Source organism: Rickettsia sp. 109562A South Dakota (assembly GCF_055791265.1).
Genome location: NZ_JBTEYY010000002.1, coordinates 76,334 through 98,210 on the forward strand (window position 1 = coordinate 76,334; position 21,877 = coordinate 98,210).

Here is a 21,877-nt window from a genome sequence, read left to right on the forward strand (position 1 = left end):
TTCTAAAACTATATCTAATTTAGATATATAATTATGTTACGATTCTATAAGTTAAATTTATATGTTATATAGTCAAATTGAAGTAAAAGAAGGTAATTATGTTATACAACAATATTAAATTATATTTAATAACTTGCATTACTGTCATTTTATTGGCTAATCCAACAATTGCAGCTGAGGATAAAAAAACATCAAATAATAATCATTATACTATTTATTTACGTCATCCATTAGATTTTATTAATCGTCCTTTCTCTGCCTTTGATTATTACTGGAATAGTATATTTAATGATAGATTATCTATCTATGACTCAAGTACTATAAAAAGTAAATTCATTACTCAAGACAAACAATATATCCTAATCCTAGAAGTACCAGGCTATGATAAAAGTCACATTAAACTTAAAGTAAATAATCATAAGCTTTTTATTGAAGGTAACATTGACGATACTAAAGCAAATAGTACTACTGATCATTTAAATAAAAACTTTAATTATGTTATGTCTCTATATGATGATATTGATCAAAAGGCTATTTCTTCTAAGCTAAAAAATGGCATCTTGACCATTACTTTGCCTAGAATTGAACTCAAAGACCAAAATGCTAAAGAAATACCTGTTCAGTAAAGAGAATATAACGAGTAATTAAAACTTTTTTGATTATTAATTTATTTTTAATTTTATTTAACTTAAATAGGAGGTTTTTATGACTTTTAATTTACCACGTATTAGAAATAAATCAGAATTACAAAATAACTCTAATAAAAAAAGTTATATTGATGATGTCTTTAATAACTTTTTTAATGAAATCGCTTCTTTTTCTTATCCTTCCTCTTACAACAATGAAAGAATGTTATCACCGCAAACTGATATTATGGAAAATGACTCTGAGTATAATCTAGAAATGGAATTACCAGGCATCACACAAGATAATATTGATCTAAAAATCGACAGTAACATCCTAACTATTGAAGGTAAAAAAGAACAATCTACTGAAAAAAAAGATCATAATTATCATATGCAGGAACGATATTATGGCTCTTTCTACCGTTCTATTAGTTTACCATCTAATATTGATGAAGAACATATAGAAGCACAATTTAAGGATGGTATCTTATCTATTAAAATACCGAAAAAAGAACAAAGTAAAGCTAAAAAAATTACAATAACTTAAAGAATCTATATTATATAATGTAAAAATGTAAATAGTAGAACCCATACTCTGGGTTCTACTTAAATACAAGGTTCCTTGCACCTTGCTTTACGGCAGATGGGAATATAAATATCAATCAACAACATCTACGCAATTATTTTTATAACTTACTTATCTTATATTTTGTGTTATAATATAATGCACATACAAATATTGGTAACTAATCATGGCAGTTTCAAAGTTCCTAGATCCTAAAAATGATGTCGCCTTCAAGAAAATCTTTGGTTCTGAAAAAAACAAAGATATTCTTATCCACTTCATCAATGATATCATGGGATTTAAAGGTGATGAACAAATACAGGATGTTACTTTCTTAACTCCTATTCAAGACCCTGATATTGCTTATAAAAAGCAATCTCTTGTTGATGTCCTTTGTAAAGCTCAAAATGGCACGCAAATCATCGTAGAAATGCAAGTATCTCCTGCTAAAGGCTTTGAGAAAAGAGCTCAATATTATGCTGCTAAAGCCTATTCCCGACAACTATACCAAGGACAAAAACAAGACGGTCTCTATGCTAACCTTAAGGAAGTCATCTTTATTGCTATTAGTGATTATATTATCTTCCCTGATAAAGCTGATTATATCTCTCATCATGTCATCCTTGATAAAGTTACTTTTGAACATGACTTAAAGGATTTCTCTTTTAGCTTTATTGAACTACCTAAATTTAATATAGATAAAATTGAAGACTTAAAAACTATTACCGAAAAATGGTGCTATTTCTTTAAATATGCTGCTAACACAAGTGAAGCTGACCTGCAGAAAATTATAGGTAGTGATCTTGTAGTAGGGCGTGCTTATGAAGCATTAAATCAGTTTAACTGGAATGAAGCAGAACTCCTTGCTTATGAGCAGGAAATTAAACGCATCATGGATAACAAAGCTGTCGAAGATTTCATGATTGAAGCCGCTGAAGCTAGAGGAAAAGCTGAAGGCGAATATACTAAATCAATAGAAGTGGCAAAAAATATGCTTTCAGCTGACTCTGATCCTGATTTTATTTCCAAGGTTACTGGTTTATCTATTGCTGAAATCAACAAACTAAGAAACGAGTAGTAAAACGTTATGCAAACTGCAAGATCTACATTGAAGCTTAAAATACCGATACAAGCTATTCTACCTCAGCTACCACAAAAACAAGTAGTAGTCATCGATAAGCATGCATTACAGCAAAAAACTGGTAGTACCCAACCTACTAACAGTGTCAAACCTAATGCTCAACACAATAAAGTTGCAAAAGTCCAAGCATTAACTGCTGAGCAACAAGAAGCTGTCCAAGCTAAACTGACACGATGGAAAAAAGAATACAAACAAGTTTTAAAATTATTACAAACAAAATACCCTCTATGTTTCGCAATGAAAGCAAAACCTTTAGCTATAGGTATTCACAAGGAAATTATAGATACAGAAAAAGAGAATTTCTCAAAACAACAAATTCACAGATTCTTTAGAAGATATTGCTCTGATAAAAGATACAAAAAATTACTAGTCGAAGGTAAACAACGCTTTAACCTAGATGGCACCCCTGCTACTTTAGTGACTAAAGAAGAAGTGCCGCCAAAAACTAACAAATTCTTTAAACCTAAAAAATCTTAATTATCTGACATCTACAGAGTTCCTTTTCATCTGTATTTTACATAAATAATTATTAGGATCTAAAATATGCAATTATCCCGCTCATATGATACTACTAGCATCATCGATAAAAACACAGATATAAAAACAGAGAACAATATTACCTACAATTATAAAAAAAGACGTGAAGAATTAAATCAAGTAGTAAAACATCACATAGAACGACAAAAGCAAAAAGTAGTAAAAAAGAGCAAAACTCTATATGTCTAAAAACGAACGTTTCCGTACACCCCTTATTCCTATGTTGTAGTAGTTGACACGGGCTGTTGAAAAAATCAACAAGGTTGCAAATACTTTAATATTTTTTTATCTTTAATAGCAGTAGATAAAAAAACCAAAAAATAATTTTAAGTATCCGTTTAAAATTTTGTACTATCGCAATCATCAGTATTTGAATCTGTGTTTTCTGTACACTTCTAAATTTTGCTCCTCGTAAACCATGATTCTCCTTAGCTTCACCAAATAGACCTTCTATTTTCCACTTTCTCTCAATTAGTTTTTTCTTAAAATCAATTCTATTCTGTCTGACCTTTACCTCATCTATTTCATCCTGATAAGGATTACGATAAATAAATCGTCCTCTATTACTATAATTATCAGAAATACAACCTGATTTTAGAGAGCAATTTTTACAATGCCCTCCTGTAATACGATAACGTTTTATTTGTTTTTTATCTAATTTATCATACGGATAAAGATAATGTCCCTGTGGACACTTATATCTATCCTGTTCTCTATCATATTGAAATTCCCCCCTACTTATTTTTCCTTCACCAAGATTATCTACATGTAAAGGTATATAAGTTGTAATTCCAAGTAATTTAAAATATCCATAGGTTGGACCTCTACCATAACCTTTGTCTGCTATCCATTCTTTTACTCTAAAAGAAAAATTATTTAATATATTCCAAACTCTACTTGGAAGTACAATACACTCATGTTGTGATCCTGTACTTACATAACAATCTATTATAATACGTGAATCTGAATCAATTGAGTAGTGGGTCTTATAACATAGCTTTTTATAACCATTAGTTCTTGATACAAGACTACAATCAGGATCTGTCCTACTGACATGAGTTTGATTAGATATTTTCCTTACTTTTTTCCCTTCTCGGAAATCATGATAACGACGTTCATATTTTTTTAATTCTCTCTTTTGTGAATCACCTTGATCTTTTCTTAATATTAGGCTATTCATAGAGGCATTAGATTCAACTAAAGAGGCATCTGAAATAATTGTTTCTCCTTTTATAATATCTAGTTCATACCATTGCTTAATCAAGCTTATAAATATTTCTTGAAATAGTTCTACCCCAAATCTATCTCTTATCCTACTTAATGATGAATGATCCGGTACTTTATCCTCTAAACTTAAACCACAAAACCACCTATATGCTATATTTAACTGAATTTCTTTACATAATCGTCTATTTGACTTTATACCATATAAGTAACTTATTATTTGCATCCTAAAAAATAATACAGGATCAATTGATGGACGTCCGTAATTAGCACAATAACGATTCTTAGTTATTTCATAGATAAAAGAAAACTCTAATTCTTTAGCTTCATGAATCCTCACTAATAAATGATCATTAGGTATCATGTGCCTTAAGCTAAGGCTATTACATCTCACACTTTGATCAAGCTTATAACCCTGCATCTTTACACCTTCATTTAAGCATAAAAATACAGCTTATTCCTTAGATTAACTCTTTTCTACTTCTTTTTATAACTTTTTCAACAGCCCGCCTTGACTTCTACACTGCATGAACTACTTCATACAATGGGTTTACTATTAGTTTGAGTGTGCCAAAGCTTAGCATATATACCTTGCTGCTGTAATAGTTCCGCGTGACTGCCTTGTTGGACAATCATGCCTTGATCTAGCACCAGAATGCGATTAGCATACTTAATAGTATTTAACCTATGAGCAATAGTAATTACTGTACGACCATAAGCTATTTTAGCCATATTAGCTTGGATTACAGATTGTGATTCATCATCCAAACTACTTGTTGCTTCATCAAAAATTAGTATTTTAGGTTCAATCAATAAGGCTCTAGCAATGGCAATGCGTTGACGCTGTCCTCCTGATAACGAACTACCACCTTCAGCAATAACTGTATCATAACCAAGTGGCAAACGTAAAATAAACTCATGAGCTCCAGCAAGTTTAGCAGCTCTAATTACTGCCTCTAAAGGAGTTTGTGGCTGTGATATTGCTATATTATCACGAACAGTACTATTAAAGAGGTAATTTTCCTGCAGTACTACTGCCATTTGTTTTCGTAAATGGTATGCATCTAAATTATTTAATAACTCTTTATCCAATAATATTTGCCCTTGTTCTGGCAAAAAGAGTCGTAATAATAAATGAGCTAGTGTACTTTTACCAGAGCCTGACTCACCTACTATACCGATTTGCTCACCAGCTGGAATATATAATGAAATGTCTTGTAGTACTAACGGAGCTGTTGGTTGATAACGGAAACTAATTTGCCTTAGGGTAATTTCACCTTGTAAATTAGTTTTCTTACCTGCAAATTCTTGTTCTACTGGTAAATTCAAACTGTCACCAAGTATATCTATTGCTACTCGTGCTTGGATAAATTTACGCCATAACTCAACTAATTTAGCTAAAGGCTGAGCAAAATGCTGCGATAGCATATTAAATGCAATTAATTGACCAAGAGTAATCTCCAGATTAATCACTGCTCTAGCTCCACACCATAAAATTAGAGTACTTGTTACCTTACCAACTCCCTGAACTAAATGTTCAGATAAAGAAGAGAATATTTGTGTTTGATAACTAGTGCTTACTAAGTTTCGCGTCTGCTCTTCCCAGCGTCCCGTTAAACGTGACTCTATTGCTAAACTTTTAACTGTTTCGGCTCCAGCTATAGTTTCAGTGAGAAAGGCAGTATTAACTGCACTGTAGCGAAACTGAGTCTCTAATTTTGCTTGCAATGGCTTAGTAAACCACCAAGCTACTATGACATAAAAAGGTATAGAAATAAGTACTATTACAGTTAATGTCGGGGATATTAACCACATTACTGCTAAAAATACACCCATAAAGCTAATATCAACAAATAGAGTAAATAGTGAGCTACTTAAAAATTCCCTGATACTATCTAATTCACGAACGCGAGCTACTAATGAACCAACTGAGCGATTTTTGAAATAAATTAAAGGGAGTCCAAGCAGATGCTTTACTAATTTAATACCAAGTAAAATATCAATACGTTTTGCTGTATGATTATATTGATATTCTCGTAATCCTTTTAATAAAACCTCAAAAATACTAGTAACTGCTAAACCAAACACTAATACATCTAGTGTAGCTGTAACTTGATACGCTAAAACCTTATCCATCACTATTTGAAAGAATAAAGGTAATACCAATCCCAGTAACTGTAATACTAGTGAAAAGAGCAGTATTTCAGCTAAGATATAGCGATATTGCCAAAAAACTGGTACAAACCATGATATGTTGAATTTAAGTGATGGAGTAGATAAGATAATTACTGCACCACTCCATTGGTGGCATAGTTGCTCCTTAGACCACAACTCAGTATTAGACTTAAATGGATGTTGCACTAAAGCATTATCTTGATCCATCTTAGCAAGTACTATATACTCTCCATCATTAGCAAGAAATGCTAATGGTAAATTTTTAATAGTTAGTTTATTATAAACTAGTCTCTTCTGTCGTAGCTTTACATTGTAAGTCTTACTCAGCTTTGTCAAACTAGTGCTGATAGCCTGAGAAGAACCCAAATCACTACTCTGACTAGAGTGCTGAATTACGTCCTCGGTAACCTTAATCCCCACTAACTGCAATAGTAACCTACTACATGCCATAGCTGTTTTTACATTTTCTGTCATACCCCCATAAATCATAAGTTATATTGACAGCATTTTGTTATAACTATTACCTATCTAATAAGATCAGTACTTCTTATTTATTTACACTATCTGTAATACATAAATCACATGCTACTTAGCTTGCTAATAACATCTAAACCTAGGCAAATACTTTAATAACCTCATTATGATAATTTGGGTTCTGGCCTAAATATGATGGCACTATATTGGTAGATTCTGCATTAGAGAATCCAACGTTACCATTACTACTATTCATTGCTGACATTTGTTCTACTAAATTACTTATTACATAATGATCTTTATTTAATTTATTATTACTGCTATCTACACTGCTTAGGTTATTAGATAGCAATTTTATTATTTCATCTTTAATATTTTGAGGCATCGAACTTTCTGCAACACTATTGAAAGGAGAATTTCTTGCAGTTTTATTTTTTATTATAGCTCCTTCAGATATCAAGACTTTTATTAACTCCAAATGCCCATTATAAGAAGCTATATTAATAGCAGTTTCTCCATCATTATCTTCTCTATTAACATCCGCTCCATACTCTATTAAAAGTTTTACCAACTCAGTACTACAATTATTACTTACAGCTCTCATAAGCAGAGTCATACCTCCACGAGAAAAAGTATTAGCATCTTTTCCTGCTTCAAGATATGCTTTTAGCATTTTCAAATTATTATCCTTGATTGTTGAAATTATATCATCACTATCCTGATCATTATTATTAACATTCATAGAGTTATTTTGCTTAACATGCTGATGATGAATTGGATTGATATTTTTTTCTATTTCATCTTGACTCTCTTCCTTAGATTCTGCTAGATCCTCTAGTAATGCTTGAAGGTTCTCATTTAATATTTCAATCATTTCAGTACTAGCAGTAGAAAGGCTACTTAACTTACTTATTGCTTCTTGGTGATCTATTAAAGCATATTCAGCCCACTGTAGCTCTTTGCTACTTACGCTAGGTTTTAAGTATTGTAATAATTCTTTAATCTTATTAATTTGAGCATTCCAATCATCCAATTGTTGATCAGTTATCTCAACAATAAGATGATACCTGGTTTCCTCTTCTACAGTAGGTTGATACCATTGATAAAATTTTCTTACTTGACGCAATATAACACTTCCTAACATCAAATTACTATCTAAGCTATCAAACAAACGTGGTTGAATATTTGGAGCATAGATTAGGTTTGTATGATTTCCTTTACAATATACTGATGGACGTCCATAAAACTCGACAGGACGACAATTTTTATAACTATCACCTCCTATAGAATAATCTTTATCTTGAACAAAATTAGAGCTTTGATGAATGTTACTAAAGACCTTAGTTTGTCCACTGAGTGATGTACAACTCATAGTATCCCTAACATATTTTTTACTCTCAATATCCCAACTATAAGGCACACAATATACATCTTGATTTTTAGTACTAGATGGTGGAGTTGCATATTCATGGCTATTAGAATTATGTTGTGATCTTGTGTTATTCCCCATGTTACTTGGATAAGGTTTAAAACTGTTACCTAACTTTGTTGTATCATTAGTGTTGGATAAAGATTGTGCTCCTTTTTCAAAAGAGTTAGAACTTAAATAATTCACTGCATCTATCACTATTGACCACGTACTTTTAACTAAATTAATCGGCCAAAATTCTAATCTAGATACACTAGAAGACATAGGGTGAGCATGATCATTATTTTTATAAGAAAATAATGATTGTTCCTGGTTATTTTCTATATTAATTTCACGATGATTACGTTGATGCTTAGTACTATCGTTTATAGTTTCTTTTAATCCTGGTCCCTCAGCACTTAGGTAGTCGTCATCTAAGTAATTTTGCACTAAATATTCTGCCGCATCTTCATCAGCCTCAACTTCTTCTACAGAAGTATCTACAAGATACTCTGACTTACCACATTCAGTATATAGCTGTTGTGCATCTGCGTTCTGTCCCCCTAATAAGGTAGCAGATCCTGCAACCATAGTCATTACTTGTAATGGAATCATTCTTGCTCTTTCCTCAGGATGGTAAAAAAACTCAGGATTAAGTGGACGATTTTGATGCCGATACCATACTATACCAACAATAGGGAGCATAACCAAAGCTATACCTCCCACTACTTTTGTAATTGATGGTAAATAATTACTGTAGGATGTTTCCTTTTCCACATATTCAGCTACTTGCACCTCTAAATGACTGTGTTTAATATGATGTTGTATTCTAGACTCAGACCCATCAGACACATAACCTACATCATCTCCTTGGTAATCATGATTTAAAGTATCGTTATTCTCTTGAATTATTTCATCAATTCTAGAAATAATCGGTATTTCTAGTAAGATGCTTCTTATAATAATCATATATTTTTCTATGTAATCAGACCCATAATCGTGTAATAGTAAACTACTAGTTAATTTACTCGAATATTTTGACAGTAAATCAACACCTTTATTTTTAACAACATGTTTTAATTCAGTTAACGTGTCTTTCTCAAAATTACAATCTTGAATAAAGTTAATTTGATCTTGTAATGAGGCAAAACCTAAAGTTATATGAGCTTCAGTAATGTTTACGCTATTAATTGATATTATACATCTCAAAATATACTCTATATTAGGATTTATCAAAGATTCCATTTCTTTGTTTGTTTTATATAATTGTGTAGCATAAGAGATTTTATTTATCAAAGAGGATGAAGAGCAACTATCTTTATCTAATTTATGAATTCTTATTGGATTCAAACCTAAATCAAACTCTAGTATAGAAACTCTATATTTCTCAGAAATACACCAATTTTTTATATTTGCAGTGCGACGAGAGTCTTTATCATTAAGTACTAAATCGTTGCCACTTAAAAACACCCTAATTTGTTCTGGAGAAATATTCTTTAGTATTATTATTCCTATTTTTTCCTTATCTGATGCTAAAGAAGTTAAGGTACCATTTTCATTCGGTTCTTGGTTGTGACTAATTCCAATAGAACGCCTAAAATCTATAATGTATTCTTTCACAACACTTTCATGTTCTTTATAATATAAAGCTTCACGAGATTTTTGTAGCAACTCAATATAATTATCATAATCACCATTATTATTACGTGAATAAATCTTATGGTCTTTCCATTGAGATAAGTTGGAATAAAAATCTTTAAGTATTACAGCTAAAGGATTAGGGTTCTCACCTATATCCTTTTCTAATAATAAAAGATCTTTACTATCCCTATAGAATTCTATATCTTCTAAATCATTATCAATTACAGCTTGTTTTACACTTACCGGTAGCGTAAATACATTCTCACCACTGCTAGCATGATAAAAAGGTACTAATACAACATCCTTACTTAACTCAAAAGGTATAAAAGAATTTCGATTTTTATCTACCAATAGCAGATGTTTATATTCATTCCCTAAAAAATAATTCTCTACTACAATAGTATCTATTCCAGTCGTATGGTTAACTTTTTTTTCAATGAAGAAACTTAAATCATCACCCTCCTGTTCTAAGGAAACATCATCAATAGATCGTACACTTAAAATATCAAATTTTTTATCTTCTGATTTATTATTAATGGTTACTGTACTCTCACCTGAAGTATTACTAACTATATACACATCCTGCCCTTCTCCACCTTCGGCAAATACAGTTTGCTTATCAAGATTAATGACATCAGTGCCAGAGGAACCAATAAGCATCTTATAGAATTCTTCACCATTATTTTCTGGCACACTACTAATAACACCGAAAATTTGATAATCTTTTTCTGTATATGAAATTTTTCTATAATAATCCTTAGCAATGTTAAAATTATCCAGAGAATGTCTTGCATGCAGTTCAAACCTATTAATAATAGTGGAATTGTTATCCAGTTTAGGGATAATATTACTACCATATTTATCCATTAATACAAAACTAGTGTTTCTACTAAGATAATTTGTAACATCAAGAGTAAAAGTTCCGTTTTGAAGTAATATTTCAAAAGATAACGTTTTACTTTTTTTTGAGGAATAAATGATTTTTTTACAATCTTCTAATAAACTAATTTTTGGAAAGATAATAGTACAATTTCCTCTCACATGAATACTTGAGTTTGAAATTATACCTTCATATCCTTCAGTTCTTACATAGAAAGTGTAAGTACTATTTACACCTATAATGTTAGTATAGGGATAAATGGTAGCTCTATTACAATTGCTTATAAAATCTCTTTGATTATTACTAAGTCCACCACCACTATCTATAAAAATCTCTGGATAACTTATATCACCCTCACCTAAGAAGACAAAAGTACGACGTTGACAAATTACTTCATCTATCTTATACTTTCTACCAAAGTAATAAAGGTTAAAATTATATGAAGAAAAGAAACCACGTACAAGATTATTAGATGATGTTGATAAAGCGAAAACTGGAACTGGTTGAGGAAATAATGTAGTAAAGAACGAATCACTATGAGAAGGTCCCATCCCGAGTTTAGCAATATGGCTTCTGATTAATTCTTTTGTCACTATAGGAAAATCATAGGTAATTTCTAACTTAATAAAAGAATTTCTAACTAATTGTGCTGTGCTTAATATATTAGTAGAGTTGCCTAAATAAATATTTCCAGAAAATTCATTATTTGAGTCTGTAAAAATGAATTTATTATTTTTATTAGCTCCACCAACGATTTCTGTATTACCTTCAAAAAGTAAAAAAATATTGTGTAACTTATTGCTGCCAAGTATTTTACCTTGATTTATATATTTCATATCATAGATAATCCATTGATTATTATTATAGTTTTTTCTCTGATCATGAATCATTACTACTGCATTATCACATTCATAAATCGCATCAGCTCTTGATTGGCTTAGTCCCTTCTCATAGTCATATTCTGTAATCTTAGGCAGACAGATCATTGTAGCACCCTGTATAGGATCAGGTAAAACACGTGAAAGGTTCTCTGTATTAGTACTCTTATTATGCATATGAATAGCTGCAGAACTACTATCCATAATAGTTGTATAATCACATTTATGTATTAACAATAATGGTACCACTCTACAACTTTTTGTTATATATTTTATTTGTCCTAAACCAGTAGCATAGGCAACTATATCGTCAGAACTAGCTTCTAAATTTTTCCAAGCATCTTTAGTTATCTTATTAACCATTTCAGTTCTGTCTGCTAAATGTTGTATATCTTTTGCCATATCTTGAAACAATATAGTACGCCAAAAAATACTCCAATTTTCACCATGTGTCGTATCATATTTCTCTTCATACTCTATAATGTTACTAACACCGCTATATATTGCATAACCCACCATTAATCCTAAACCAACTCCTGTAGCTGCTAATGAAGCACCTGCAACTGTAAGACCTACTCCTGCAATAAATGAAACACTAGAAAAAGTTATGGATGCTATGTTATCTCTTATTTCTTTATCGCTACAGGAATCATTACTATCTTTTCTATTAGCACATAGTACTAAAGCATTAGATGATATTACTATATCAATAATATCAAATGCTCCTGCTAGAACTCCTGCTGCACCTCTTGCCATTTTTATACCATATTTCATTCCTCCTATTTGGATAACAAACTTTGTGTTATAACCTAAGACTCTTGGGACAAGCTTACCAGCAGTACTTGCAGCTTTACTTACGATTTTAGGTGTAATCTTTACCATTATATTTTCAATTGGTTGTGATAGAAAAGAATAACCAAGTCCGCTTACACTTAATGCACAATATCCTTCACTTCCATCTTGACAAGTAGCAATTGTGCTATGTATTCCTCTTATTAATTGAATTCTACCTGCAGCATTTAATAGTCTTTGCTTTAATTTAGGATTGATTTTTCGAGCATCACTCTTTGAAAAATCACTTGCTAAATATTTCATGCGATCATTTTGAATATAACTATTATATCCTCCATCTTGCATAACATTATTTAATAAATACTTATACTTACCAACAATATTGTTATCACTCATTGCAAGTCTTTCCTTAGCTAACTCTAACAGTTGAGAATTTTTATTTTCATCTTGGATATTTTTGGTATATTCTAGAAACTTTTTGCTATCAATTTTTATCTCATCTATATTTCTTTTATTTTGTTGTTCTGTATTAAACTCATCTATATCATCCCATGAATACAGACAACCATTAACACTTCTTTTACCCCTGCTTCCATGTAAGCATTGCGATGAAGATACTTGTGAGTCTGATGTAGAATCTGTACTTCTACTCTGAGAACTATCTATTTGTGCTTGATTATCATGTAGAACTTGTGAAAATCCTTTTCTCTTATCTATAAAATATTGTTCACTATTCCTACTAAGTCTTTCAGGAGCTAGTTGTGCTCTAAGCCAAACTAAATCCCTATTCTCCCGTAACATAGTGTTAATGTCTCTAGCATTCTCAAGTGCCCAAAGACCACAATTGTAACCATCTATTTGTTGACGAATACGAATATCATGGATATTATTATCAGATACTTGGATTTGTTGCAAAATTTGACGAATATTATCTGGTATCTGGCTACCTAATGAGTCCACATAATATCCATGATATTGTCCATTTTGCTGAGCAATAACTAAAGTAGTCCAATGGTCACCACCTTGGTTAATAATAAATGTTCGTGTTGCTGTTGTTCCTTGTTGCTGTGCTATTCTGTTATTAGCAACATTGTCTATAAATTGACGTATCTGTTCACGTAATTCTCCAGTGTTTATGTCATGATCACGATCTGTAACTACAACAAGTCCTCTGCCACTAGTGTCATAGTTATTATTCATAGCATGTACATCAAACATATTGCTATATGTATTATCTAAATTAGCAATTCTTCTAATGTCTTGATCTGATAACCAATATCTGTAATCAGGATTCTGTTGTAACGTCACACTTTCAAGAGTTTGTTTACTTCGCTGTACGCTTCTGCCTAGTTGATGAACCTGACCAATGAAACTACGTTCAATATCATAAGCAACAAATTGTTCCCTTGTCATTACTAAAACATTAGGAGTTTCGGCACGACTAACAAAGCCAACAGGTAACGTTATAAAAAAATTGGCTCCTTCAGTTATCGCTCTTATATTACGACTTATCCCATATCTTCTTAGTTGCACTTTTTCAGCTTTTTCAAGTGTTCTCTCCATACTATCTACAGTGGCTCTACCGTCACCATATTTTAATTCTAAACCAATTAACACATCACTATCAACAGGATTCTTGCTCATCACATTGATGAATAAATCAATTCTCTCACCACCCCCTACTTGAAATTCAGGTCTTACGTTAATTTTAAAGTCCCCTTGATCAAATTCAATATCACTGTAACTGTTAAGCAATCCAGATAAAACTGCTGCAAAATACGCTTCACTTGTAATTAAAGACTTAACAGAGAATAGATTTTTTCCTATATTAGCAAACATATCACCATAAGACCCTAAATCTACTTTATTGTTCTGATCTCTTTGAGGTTGATAACTCATGCCTGCATCAAGTGCTTTCTTTAGATTGCCAGCTTGATTAAAATCCGGCATATTGTGTATTTCCCAATGATTAGCAACATTTGCCTGGAAATAATCATTTACAGAATTAGTAAAATCTTGAATTATTACACCATTATCCTCTGTTAGAAAATTCAAAGAACCATCATTGCCAGATCTAGCATCAACATATAATTCTATTACTTCCTTACAATTAGCTTGGTTTATTATTCCATTAAGAGGAACTCTTAGTGTTGGATCATTAATATCAACGTTACTACGTCCTCCTTCATGAAAATGTACAACTAATACTCTACTATCTCCTGTATTACTTCCTGCTATTGTTCTTTCAACAAATACGGATGTAGTAATATCATGGCTACGACGTGTTCCCCTAGTTATTTGCTGTAATTTCTTATAGGTCAGTACATGCTTATCTATTCTAGTTTCATCATTCTCAATCGTGTTTAGAATTGAATGTCCAATAAACAATCTACTTAAATATTGTGGTTCGCTTGAACCTTGCACACCTGGTGATAATTTATAAATTTTCTTTAATTGATTTGTGATAGTCGTTCTTATGACATCAGCATCACCATTATTGATGCTCTCAAAGATAGTCCTAATAATAGGAGCTGGGGGTTGTAACTCAGCCATGCTTATTTCAATAGGATTAGCATAATCCATATTAAAACCAACACGTACTACTCGATCAGCAAGTGTAACAAAAGGTCTATTATTCTGCCGTAAACCTTGCGTATAGCTTTCAGCCTCTCTTAACGCCTGCTGAGGATTTGTCCTACCACCTTGTTCCTGCCCAGTTTTTATTTCCATAAGAATTGGCATAGCCTTCTTAACACGCTGACTTCCACGTACTAATAAAGCTATATCAATATATCCTTCTATTCCTAATAATAATTCTAAATATAACTCTAAATTATAGCGATATTTAAAGTTTATTAAAGCACCAGCTGTAAACCCATGATCAGCTGCTTCTAATGCTCCTTGAATATTCGGTAATCTTGTGTGATATTTTCTATTAATATCATATATATACTCAAACAGTTTCTTAGCATCTCTTTCCATTGCTTGTACAATCTTTATATCTTTAACAGGATTATTTACAGTCTCTTTACTAAGATTCTTTATAACATCTTCTAAAAGATTTGATTTATACTCACCTGTTTTATGCTTTTGATGTTTCTCTATTCTTCTAAATTTAACTCTCATTCTTTCAGGAAGTGCTTGATCTGTCAGTTGTTCTGCTCTTACATTCACTCTATCTCTGTTATTTCTTTTACTGATTATTATTACAGCACCAGATTTAAATTCTATCTCATCAGCTCTTGTGTGAGCTCTGGATCTTAGATGATACGTATCATCTCCTTCACTAAATAGTAATCTACTTTCTTCTAACCACCTCCTATCATCTCTACTAAATATTGCTCCCATAATTTGTCTGCTATATCTCTTCTCAGAAATAACAAAAACATATTCTTCTAATTTTTTAGTAGTAGGTTCTTCAGTAATAGCCACAACTTTTAAAAATGGCACTTCATCAGCATCACTTATAGTACAAAGCTTAAAATGAAGCTCCGCTAATCCTAACCTATCAAAAAGTTCTGTATTTTTTAAAGTAGTAAACATCCCAGCAAAAAAATTCACATAAAATCCTTTCTTTGCTGGTGCTGCACCTACACCACTTGGTCTTGGTATTTGATCTAAAAATGATTGAAACCTTTGTTTGAAATTATTATTTTCGTCTATTTGAAAGAGGTGATCCACTAATTCAGGCACAACATCATTAGTAATTTGTTGATAAAGATTTCTTTCTAAACCAAAATTATAATGATTACGTTCATTACCTTGACTCGCACTTCTTGCTGCATTTACATGATATAATCTTATTGGAATGTCACCATTCCCACGAGTATGTGTTGTTCCACCGGCATCTACCTCAATGGTTGCACCAAACATACGACCCATTGCTTCTATTTCAGGCTCACCACCCCAAGAGTTTTGATCCCTCATATAATTCAGGTACTCATTAAAGCTACGTTCACTTTCACCTTCAACAAAAGCTCTGAAATCATTTTCATGGGACGATATATAATTAACTATTCTAGTACGTAATACTCTTGTCACTAACCTATTAAAAATTCTATCACTACGAACATTATTTGAAAATGGATCATATTCTTTAATTAACTCCCTTATATGTTTTATGTTCCCAGATTCTTCTTCTCCAAATAATCTTTTAAACCTCTCTGAAAAAGCAGTAGAATTATCTTCAACTGGCAGTAAATAAGCTAAAGTAGTAGCCCAGAACAAACAACTACCATCCCCTGGTACATCAACAGGCACAAATGTGCTTGGTGGTTGATTGTTATCACCATTGGCACGGCGATACCTTATAAGATTTTGTGGATTTTCTTGTGTCGGAGACTCAGCAAACTCTAAGTCATTATTGAGATTATTTTTTGTGGTGGGATTTAATGATAACTTCCTATTATCATTGACAATGTTTCCTTCCTTTAGATGCCACTTTTTGTTCCAGCTACTACTCTCCATGGTCTTCATAACTACCTCCACACCTTTATGCAACAAAAATAATTTTGCTTGTTAATGAGAGTGTCACATAAATTTTATAAAAGTACAACTTAATTTTTTAAGAAAAAAATATTTACTAAAGTTAAGAAAACAAAATCACAACCTACTTAAAAAAGAGATAACAGTGCTAAGCTTATTATTAAAACTATTTACTATTAACTATTAACTGTTAGTAAATTCAGCACTATATCCTTCTCCCATCACTAATACTTCAGTATCCAATGAACCACTATCATCTTGTGAAGCATCATGGTGATCGCTATCACTAGAGTTATAAAATAGGGACTCTTTATATGATTTCTGCGTATTAGCAATCATATTACTTAATTTATTTGACATTGCCTGATCTATTTTATATAAAATTTTCCCTCCCTTAGCATCACCAAGTATATCACATAATAGCTTTTCTAGTGATTGCCTATCATACTGCTTGTAAAAATTAAATGCTTGCAAAGAAACTGAAACATCATCACTTGCACAACTATCACCTTCTCCTTTATAAGAAGCTAGTTTCTTATCAAACACACCCTCTAATTTTTGCAGTACATCTTGGTCTAATTTTTCTAAAAACTTTTTAGTAGGTTTTTTAACAGTAGTTTTAATAGAACTTAAAAGTTTTTGTAATAACTTTCCTTCATTTTGAGTGTATAAACTGTAACAAACATTATTTCCTTCTTGGCACGTTAGAGTAAATAATTTAGTATGAAAACTATCCATTGAATTAAGGATTTTATGAACAGGTTCTAATACCCCAATTTTTATAAGATCACCTAATATACTAGATGTTGTCTCTACAGTGTCATAAAAATGTTGTTGATGACTTTCATAACCTGGTAAATCCCACAGCCAAGTTAAAAACTGTACTGCTTGATCAAATACAGCCCTAGGACCAGAAACTATATTCTTACATGTAAACCAAGTTAATTCCTCATACTCTTTCTTAGGAAAATCACTCGGCTTTAAATGCTTCATTACTTTTTCTATATGTTTATAAAAATAATTTTGTTCTAAACTAGCCATAACATGAGAATAATTATCATGATATATAGTATTCTTTACCAAATCGTCTTTCATAAGTTTCCTAAAGATATCTGGTTGTCCACAAGAATCTAGTTGCTCAACACAAAAAGCTGCAATGTAAGAATGACTAGGGGCATAACTACTGCTTTTAGTATTTATTGCTGTCTCTATTAGAATCTCTAGATTCTTATTAGGTAGTTTATTCCAAAAAAATTCTACCGCTTCCTTACTGCCTCGTGCTACTGCACAATCAATCCCATATCTATACAAAACTTGCTTATCTTCTATATCACCTGCTAGTTTCTTAAACTTACTAACCATCTCTGGATTAGGGTTTTCAACATTAATAACATTTGCATGATAATACCAAAAAATTTTCAGATTTGGTAATTTAGTAGCACTACGTATATATTCTTCTATAGGATATCCTTCTTTTTTACTTTCCTCAAATATATTATTGATCTCATCTTCTAAGCAAAACTGACAAGCAATATGGTATAACTCAAAACCCTCCAACTTTTCACCATCTGACCTTTTAGATATCATTAATTTTTTTGCAATAGCAGTTCTATTAAGCTCAAAACCATTCCAACATTCACTATCAGATAGTATGTTGTAGATAGTTTCAACCATATAACCACTTGGGTGTTTTATCTGTTTATTAAGAAAACGTGTATGATATTCAAACCATTTCTTTATTTCAAAACGTTTTACGTCACAATATGAATCATTATCTGCTACAGAACTTGCCAAAAACCTTTCGACTACAGTCCACTTCTGATATTCACTATTACTAGGAATGAGTGCATCTGCTTCAGCTAATTTATTCTTTACCTCCTGAAATTTTGCTTCTACTTCCTTATTATATTTATCATCAGCTTTAGCTATTGCTAATTTCCATGCTTCATGCGATATCTGTTTGGCTTCTTTATATAACTTATTTGCAGCTTGCTCTTTTTTCAAATCCTCTATACTTATTCTCTTCATTCGCATTCTCCTAGTTTTATTTAATGAATATAAAATTCTTAAGTTTAATTATCTTTTAATTTGTAAATACCCACATTAAAAACGACATCAACTTGTCGTAAATTATTTCTTACTTATTTAGTATAACTAAATAATATTTTCCTTGTTAAGTGTTATTAATTATAATTACTAATTAATTTTAGTCACTGGAGAAATTATGCAACAATTAACTGGTAATATTTCATTAGTAAAGGGACTGTTGCGAGGTGAATTTTTTGTTTAAAATTTTCTAATTTTAGAACGAAAATATCATGGTTTCAGGGTATGTATTTTATAATATTATCAAAAATTTTTCATCTCGCAACAGTCCATTAAAAAGTTTCTTCCCTTAAATAATTATTTTTAGTTTTTCTAAGTTGATGTAAGATAAATTAGAACAAAAGCTACTTTGGCAATACATAAAGTTTCTGACAGACCTATAAAAATCTATAACATATATTTATTAGCTTATGTAACTTTTTTACTGTTATTAAATCATCTGCTTCTCTATTCACCAAAATTGAGAAATACTTAGCCACATCAATGCTACTTAGTATATCCTCTTCCTGTGCTTGCTCTTTCATCTCATTGCTCTCCGGTCGGGTAGAAACCATAACATTTACTCCATATTTTAATTAAATTAGTTCCATGCTATGGTAACCCCCACAGAACCGTGCTTGCGATTTTCCCGCACACGGCTCCTCAATGAAACATTTACTATAAAGCTAGAATTAATACATTGCATTACATATCCTCGGTGTTGGTAGTGGATTCCACTGTAGATAATTTTGATACTCTTTGACATTCATACTCTTTTTCTGACTGCGACGATTTATCCACTTGAATACTATCCAAAAGATCGACTTATAAAATTTATAGAGACAGCGATAATTACCACTCACTCCAAAATAATTATAATGGCCCGTTAATTTAGATTTAAGTACTGGCCACCATGCTTTAAGACACAATTTATTACGTATATTCTTTAACCATTCCTTAGTTTCCTTAAGCTTCTGACAAAGATTCTCCTTACTCGTCTTATGACCCATAACGAAATACCCTTGTCTACTCTTACCGCAATAATGCGTAAACCCAAGAAAGGTAAAAGTTTCTACTTTTTCTTTACTTCCCTGAGCATGTTTCCAAACTTTTCGTCCAAATTTAAGAACTCTAGTCTTATCTTCTGATACCTGTAGACCAAACTTTTCTAACCTTACATGTAGCAGATCTAGAAAATTCTTTGCATCTTTCTCACTTTCACAACATACTACAAAGTCATCACAGTAGCGTATTAGCTCCATGTGTCCTTTTGCTTGTGATTTAACTTTCTTAAACCATAAGTCTAGTACATAATGAAGATAGATGTTTGCAAGTAATGGACTAATCACTCCTCCTTGAGGAGTGCCTACCTCCGTTACTAACTGCTTTCCATCCTCAACTACTCCAGCTTTTAAGAATTTTCTTACTAACCACAATAAATTACGATCAACAATTTTCTCCTCTAAGCAACGTTGTAGCCAATAGTGATTAACATTATCAAAGAACCCTTTAATATCTACTTCCACAATGTAATTAATTGGCTTAGTCATAACCGTTTTGTGTAATGCTCTTATTGCATCGTGACAGCTTAACTTAGGTCTGAATCCATAAGACATATCCAAAAACTCAGCTTCATAAATCTGTTCTAAGATTTGCTTTAGCATAATTTGAACTAACTTATCTTCAACTGATGGTATACCAAGGCCACGCTTCTCATTCTTACCAGCTTTTGGGATATATACCCTCTTTACTGGTTTAGGACGATATTGCTTCAACTTTATCGATTCCACTAATTGATTAAGCCTATCTTCTAGATTAATACCGTATGCTTCCACTGTCTCACCATCAATCCCACAAGCTTTATTACGCTTGAGCACTTGATAGCATTCTGCAAGATTAGCCTCATTAACATGATGTATTAATGATGTGAATTTTAGCCTTTTATCTTGCTTCGCTCTTTTAGCTATTTGATTGAGTTTAACCTGCATCACTATAATAACCTCAGCGTGTTATCTTGAACGGTACTCAACCAAGCTTTCCATTGCTGACCGCTTCCCCATGTACATAGCTTTCCTATACTCCGAGTACTATCAGTCAGTCCGACTTCTTCTGTATCATTTGTCAGTTCTTGCCTATTTTGACTTGTCCCAACATACTCTTTCGAGAATACAGAAGATCTCCCAAGTTTACGTAAACTCCATCTCATACCATGCCACCGGACTCCGACCCCGATAGAGTGAGTTGTGACTTACCATTACGTCACCCTTCATGCTGCCTTCCGCACTATGAAAAACGTCGGCCTCTATAATGTTGGATATTTCGGGGCTCAACACCTTCACTTGCGTTGCAGCCTGGTATGTCGCTTCTACTGGCTTCATCACATTTGTCGCCTCCTGTAATGCAATAGTTGCTTCTATGCTGTTGGTTAGACTTTGCATAGGTGGGATTTTCACCAACTGATTTTTACGCACTTTCCTTGGCGCACTCATAGCTTATACTCCTAATGCCACTTCACATCTTAGATGCCGCTCATAGCTTTAATAACTTCAATCACCCCATATCCCCCTAAGAATCCAATACCGGCTACTTTTGATCGCTCTCTTAAATCACCTTGTGTTCCAAGTGCTAAACCTCCTCCTGCTGCTATACCGATAATCACTGACACCCAATCTTTAAATGCCTTAGCTACAGGGGTTATGATACTGTCCCCAATCTGCTTACTTAGATCCCATGCTGCATTTGCATCAAATCCTATTAATATCACTGCTCCAGCTATTAACATATATTTTATTACTGCACCTTTGTTGCTCTTATTATCTAATCTCTGCATAATTTTTACTCTTTTTTGATTAAAATTATTTTTCATATTTTATTGCTCTACTCATACCACAATAAATTAATTAGCATTTCTGTGTGTATATCATCATTTTTTATACACCATTACTTGCTTTGCATTCCTTATCACA

General features: G+C 32.1%; 13 protein-coding genes. 5 read left to right on the forward strand and 8 right to left on the reverse strand.

The window, feature by feature from the left end:
• Window positions 1-113: 113 nt before the first annotated feature.
• From ACIAS7_RS07525 to ACIAS7_RS07545, 5 genes are all read left to right on the forward strand, one after another.
• Window positions 114-626: an Hsp20/alpha crystallin family protein gene (locus tag ACIAS7_RS07525; protein WP_473199523.1), complete on the forward strand. Its 513-nt coding sequence runs from the start codon at window positions 114-116 to the stop codon at window positions 624-626.
• A 79-nt stretch (window positions 627-705) separates the two neighbouring features.
• Window positions 706-1,173 carry an Hsp20/alpha crystallin family protein gene (locus ACIAS7_RS07530; protein ID WP_473199478.1) on the forward strand — a complete coding sequence of 156 codons (468 nt, stop codon included), beginning with the start codon at window positions 706-708 and terminating at the stop codon, window positions 1,171-1,173.
• A 205-nt stretch (window positions 1,174-1,378) separates the two neighbouring features.
• Window positions 1,379-2,269, forward strand: a complete 891-nt coding sequence (locus ACIAS7_RS07535) for an Rpn family recombination-promoting nuclease/putative transposase (RefSeq protein WP_057700429.1) — start codon at window positions 1,379-1,381, stop codon at window positions 2,267-2,269.
• Window positions 2,270-2,278: 9 nt separating this feature from the next.
• The gene (locus ACIAS7_RS07540) at window positions 2,279-2,809 is read left to right on the forward strand and encodes a ProQ/FINO family protein (protein ID WP_082068329.1); all 531 of its coding nucleotides are present in this window, start codon (window positions 2,279-2,281) and stop codon (window positions 2,807-2,809) included.
• Window positions 2,810-2,875: 66 nt separating this feature from the next.
• A complete protein-coding gene (locus ACIAS7_RS07545) occupies window positions 2,876-3,058 on the forward strand; it encodes a hypothetical protein (protein WP_082068330.1) in 183 nt (60 codons plus the stop codon).
• Between the two features lie 85 nt (window positions 3,059-3,143).
• Here ACIAS7_RS07545 and ACIAS7_RS07550 read toward each other — a convergent pair whose 3' ends face one another.
• The 8 genes from ACIAS7_RS07550 to ACIAS7_RS07585 form a co-directional block, all read right to left on the reverse strand.
• Complete coding sequence (locus ACIAS7_RS07550) at window positions 3,144-4,514, reverse strand: transposase (protein WP_045803565.1); 1,371 nt, start codon at window positions 4,512-4,514, stop codon at window positions 3,144-3,146.
• 116 nt (window positions 4,515-4,630) lie between these two features.
• Complete coding sequence (locus ACIAS7_RS07555; protein WP_473199479.1) at window positions 4,631-6,742, reverse strand: peptidase domain-containing ABC transporter; 2,112 nt, start codon at window positions 6,740-6,742, stop codon at window positions 4,631-4,633.
• A 139-nt stretch (window positions 6,743-6,881) separates the two neighbouring features.
• Complete coding sequence (locus tag ACIAS7_RS07560) at window positions 6,882-16,808, reverse strand: ankyrin repeat domain-containing protein (RefSeq protein WP_473199480.1); 9,927 nt, start codon at window positions 16,806-16,808, stop codon at window positions 6,882-6,884.
• Between the two features lie 201 nt (window positions 16,809-17,009).
• The gene (locus ACIAS7_RS07565; protein ID WP_473199481.1) at window positions 17,010-18,854 is read right to left on the reverse strand and encodes a hypothetical protein; all 1,845 of its coding nucleotides are present in this window, start codon (window positions 18,852-18,854) and stop codon (window positions 17,010-17,012) included.
• Window positions 18,855-19,309: 455 nt separating this feature from the next.
• Window positions 19,310-19,486, reverse strand: coding sequence for a hypothetical protein (locus ACIAS7_RS07570; RefSeq protein ID WP_473199482.1), 177 nt, complete (start codon window positions 19,484-19,486; stop codon window positions 19,310-19,312).
• Between the two features lie 117 nt (window positions 19,487-19,603).
• Complete coding sequence (ltrA, locus tag ACIAS7_RS07575) at window positions 19,604-20,899, reverse strand: group II intron reverse transcriptase/maturase (protein WP_473198444.1); 1,296 nt, start codon at window positions 20,897-20,899, stop codon at window positions 19,604-19,606.
• 2 nt (window positions 20,900-20,901) lie between these two features.
• Entirely contained in the window at window positions 20,902-21,117 is a 216-nt protein-coding gene (locus tag ACIAS7_RS07580; protein ID WP_473198443.1) for a hypothetical protein, read from the reverse strand.
• A 312-nt stretch (window positions 21,118-21,429) separates the two neighbouring features.
• Window positions 21,430-21,741: a hypothetical protein gene (locus ACIAS7_RS07585; RefSeq protein ID WP_473199483.1), complete on the reverse strand. Its 312-nt coding sequence runs from the start codon at window positions 21,739-21,741 to the stop codon at window positions 21,430-21,432.
• Window positions 21,742-21,877: the final 136 nt, after the last annotated feature.

What these genes read in the sequence shown, in the direction of transcription:
- ACIAS7_RS07530 (WP_473199478.1), top strand. Translation starts at nt 706, where the DNA reads ATGACTTTTAATTTACCACGTATTAGAAATAAATCAGAATTACAAAAT.
- ACIAS7_RS07535 (WP_057700429.1), top strand. Translation starts at nt 1,379, where the DNA reads ATGGCAGTTTCAAAGTTCCTAGATCCTAAAAATGATGTCGCCTTCAAG.
- ACIAS7_RS07540 (WP_082068329.1), top strand. Translation starts at nt 2,279, where the DNA reads ATGCAAACTGCAAGATCTACATTGAAGCTTAAAATACCGATACAAGCT.
- ACIAS7_RS07545 (WP_082068330.1), top strand. Translation starts at nt 2,876, where the DNA reads ATGCAATTATCCCGCTCATATGATACTACTAGCATCATCGATAAAAAC.
- ACIAS7_RS07550 (WP_045803565.1), bottom strand. Translation starts at nt 4,514, where the DNA reads ATGCAGGGTTATAAGCTTGATCAAAGTGTGAGATGTAATAGCCTTAGC.
- ACIAS7_RS07555 (WP_473199479.1), bottom strand. Translation starts at nt 6,742, where the DNA reads ATGACAGAAAATGTAAAAACAGCTATGGCATGTAGTAGGTTACTATTG.
- ACIAS7_RS07560 (WP_473199480.1), bottom strand. Translation starts at nt 16,808, where the DNA reads ATGGAGAGTAGTAGCTGGAACAAAAAGTGGCATCTAAAGGAAGGAAAC.
- ACIAS7_RS07565 (WP_473199481.1), bottom strand. Translation starts at nt 18,854, where the DNA reads ATGAAGAGAATAAGTATAGAGGATTTGAAAAAAGAGCAAGCTGCAAAT.
- ACIAS7_RS07570 (WP_473199482.1), bottom strand. Translation starts at nt 19,486, where the DNA reads ATGGTTTCTACCCGACCGGAGAGCAATGAGATGAAAGAGCAAGCACAG.
- ltrA (WP_473198444.1), bottom strand. Translation starts at nt 20,899, where the DNA reads ATGCAGGTTAAACTCAATCAAATAGCTAAAAGAGCGAAGCAAGATAAA.
- ACIAS7_RS07580 (WP_473198443.1), bottom strand. Translation starts at nt 21,117, where the DNA reads ATGAGATGGAGTTTACGTAAACTTGGGAGATCTTCTGTATTCTCGAAA.
- ACIAS7_RS07585 (WP_473199483.1), bottom strand. Translation starts at nt 21,741, where the DNA reads ATGCAGAGATTAGATAATAAGAGCAACAAAGGTGCAGTAATAAAATAT.